This window comes from Clostridium polynesiense, assembly GCF_000820705.1.
GTDB lineage: Bacteria > Bacillota > Clostridia > Clostridiales > Clostridiaceae > Clostridium_AA > Clostridium_AA polynesiense.
Map to the genome: position 1 here is coordinate 1 of NZ_CCXI01000074.1, position 3,086 is coordinate 3,086.

The 3,086-nt window shown below is 32.3% G+C and carries 4 protein-coding genes; 3 read left to right on the top strand and 1 reads right to left on the bottom strand.

What is annotated here, in order from left to right:
* Nucleotides 1-4: 4 nt before the first annotated feature.
* Nucleotides 5-958, bottom strand: a complete 954-nt coding sequence (locus TA89_RS07050) for an L-lactate dehydrogenase (RefSeq protein WP_040212107.1) — start codon at nt 956-958, stop codon at nt 5-7.
* 199 nt (nt 959-1,157) lie between these two features.
* On the opposite strand from TA89_RS07050, the gene rocF reads away from it, so the two are divergent.
* The 3 genes from rocF to rd all read left to right on the top strand — a co-directional run bounded on the left by rocF (nt 1,158) and on the right by rd (nt 3,020).
* Nucleotides 1,158-2,060, top strand: coding sequence for an arginase (gene rocF / locus TA89_RS07055; protein ID WP_040212109.1), 903 nt, complete (start codon nt 1,158-1,160; stop codon nt 2,058-2,060).
* 35 nt (nt 2,061-2,095) lie between these two features.
* Nucleotides 2,096-2,710: a 3'-5' exonuclease gene (locus tag TA89_RS07060; RefSeq protein WP_040212112.1), complete on the top strand. Its 615-nt coding sequence runs from the start codon at nt 2,096-2,098 to the stop codon at nt 2,708-2,710.
* A 148-nt stretch (nt 2,711-2,858) separates the two neighbouring features.
* Nucleotides 2,859-3,020, top strand: coding sequence for a rubredoxin (gene rd / locus TA89_RS07065; protein ID WP_040212113.1), 162 nt, complete (start codon nt 2,859-2,861; stop codon nt 3,018-3,020).
* Nucleotides 3,021-3,086: the final 66 nt, after the last annotated feature.

Below are 3,086 nucleotides of genomic sequence, written 5' to 3' on the forward strand. Positions count from 1 at the left end.
TTTTTTATATGCTTAAATCTGATTCACTTATTACCTTCTTAAGAATATCTGCAGATTCCTTAAGTTTATTTTTTTCTTCTTCTGAGAGGGGTACAGGTATTATACCTTCTACTCCCCCGCTTCCAACTATACTAGGTATGGCAAGATAAACATCATCAATGCCAAATTGTCCTGTAAACAAGCTAGAAACTGTTAAAATAGAATTTTCATCTCTAAGGATAGCTTCTACTATTCTTCTCACTGCAAGAGCAACGGCATAGTTAGTGTATCCTTTTTTATTTATTATCTCATATGCTGCATTCTTAACCTGCTCGGGAATATCATTTTTAAAGCTTTTATCACAATTCTTAGAAACATTATCGCAATATTCATCAGCATTCATACCAGCAATATTGGTTAAGCTCCAAGCGGCTATTTCAGAATCGCCGTGCTCTCCTATTATATAAGTATGAACATTTCTTGCATCAACCTTAAAATAATCTGAAAGTATATATCTAAATCTGGAAGTATCTAACACTGTTCCTGATCCAATAACCCTGTTTGCAGGGAAACCGGATAGTTTGTAAGTAATATAAGTTAGTACATCTACTGGATTTGATACCACAAGCAGAAGTGAATTAGGACTATATTTAACTATTTCCGGTACTATTTGTTTAAATATATTTAAATTTTTGTTAATTATATCAAGCCTTGTTTCACCTGGTTTTGGCCCAACTCCTGCAGTTATTATTACAATATCTGAATTCGCTGTATCACTGTAATCTCCTGCTTTAATTTCAACTGCCTTTACAAAGGCTGCTCCATGGGATAAATCCATAGCCTCTGCTTCAGCCTTATCCTTATTTACATCTACTATAACAATATCTGATGCTAGCCCTTCCAGCATTAATGCAAATGCTGTGGTTGATCCTACAAAACCAGCTCCTACTATAGAAATTTTATTGGTTTTTATATCCATAAAACTACCTCCATTTCTTAGAATTTGCAATAGCCCTAAATTTATTATATATTATTTAATAATCATTATCAACTTTCATCAAATTACCTATTTTCATTTTGCCCAAAAAGTATTAAAATAATATAGCTAAACAAAATGTTTCATAATTTATTTTTTTAATATATAATGGTTATTTAGTATTATAGCGGAGGTACAAGAGATGAACATAAATTTAATTGGTGTTCCATTATTTTTAGGCTGCGATAAACCTGGTGTTGAAAAAGGTCCCAATAACTTAAGAGAAAACAATATATTACAAATATTCAAAAACCATAATCATGAAGTTTATGATTTAGGTAATTTATATGTTCCCTCCTTTGAAATAGACGATAAATTTTGCGATCATAATAATATGAAATATCTATCACAAATAGTAGGTGTAAATACAAATCTTGCTCATTTAGTATACAGTTCTCTTAAAAGTGGTAGTTTTCCATTAGTTTTGGGAGGAGATCACTCCTTAGGCCTGGGAAGCCTTTCAGGAGTAAGCAAATACTTTGGAAGTGATTTAGGAGTGATATGGTTTGACGCCCATGGAGATATAAACACCTTTGAAACCTCTCCCACCGGCAACGTTCACGGTATGCCTTTAGCTGCAGCTATGGGACTTGGTCATGAGCATCTTACGGATTTATATTATCAAGGAATTAAGGTTAAACCGGAAAACGTGTTTATTGTAGGAGCCAGAGATCTTGATGAAGGGGAATTAAAATTAATAGAAGATTTTTCCTTAAACCTGTGGACAACTAACGATATAAAGGAAAAAGGCATAAAAAAAATCTGTGAAGAGCTTAAAAGCGCCGTAAAAAAATCCGGTGTAAGAAATATACACTTAAGCTTTGATATCGATTCTTTAGATTCTACGCTGGTGCCAGGTACAGGAACTCCCGTGGGTAACGGATTAAATTATTATGAGGTAGAAAATATATTAAAAGAAATTCTCTCATTAAAAATGGTTAAGTCTATGGATTTTGTTGAATTTAATCCTGTTATTGATAAGAATGATCTTACCCTGAATAACTGCATAAAGCTATTGAATTTTATAGCAGAAAATCTTAGATAAAATTTAATTGTATAGAATTTATTAGGAGGTCAATAATGAAGTTACTATTTTTTGATACAGAGACTACTGGTATAAGACCGGGCAGTATCTGCCAGCTAAGTTACATAACGGTTGATTCCTCTGTTAAGCCTCAAAAGACTGTAGGTAAAAATTATTTTTTTACCGTAGAGCATATGGATGCTGAAGCTGAAGCAGTCCACGGTTTTTCACTTGAAAAACTGTACGAATTAAGCAATGGGGAATATTTCGAAGACAGGTTCAATGATTTTATAAAAGATTTTTATCAAGCAGACGTGGTAATCGGACATAATGTGAGCTTTGATATTAAATTTTTAAAACACGAATTAGAAGGAATAGGAGAACTTTTTGAACCCAAAAGGCTATTCTGTACCATGGCATATTACAAAAATGTATGCAGGATTCCTAATTTAAAGGGAGACTATAAAAACCCTAAGCTGGAAGAGGTTATTAAATACTTAAATATAGATAAAGCTTCTATTGAAGCTACAGCTTCAAAATTATTCGAAGCCAACGGCAATTATCATGATGCACGTTTTGATACTGCAGCTACTTATCTTGTAGTTACCGAGGGTATAAAAAAAGGTTTTATACCTCATGGATATTTCAGTAAGCTCTGCGGCAAAATATAATATCAAAAGCAAAAATAGTTTAAATTTTATTAACTTGTTTTTTCATTATAAAACTTGAAATTATTGCTTGTGATGATATAATTATTATATAAATAATAGAAATTGTTTATTAATAACTATGTATTACAACTTGAAGGAGGAACTCAAAATGAAAAGTTATATATGTGATGTATGCGGTTACGTTTATGATCCTGCAGTTGGAGATGAAGATAACGGAATAAATCCTGGTACTTCTTTCGAAGAACTGCCAGAAGATTGGGTTTGCCCACTTTGCGGTGTTGGTAAAGACCTAATTTCACCAGTAGAATAGTAAAATAAAAAAATAGTAAGGCGTAACGTCCTTATATTTTTTTTGCTTATTAGAGTTTTAAGATAG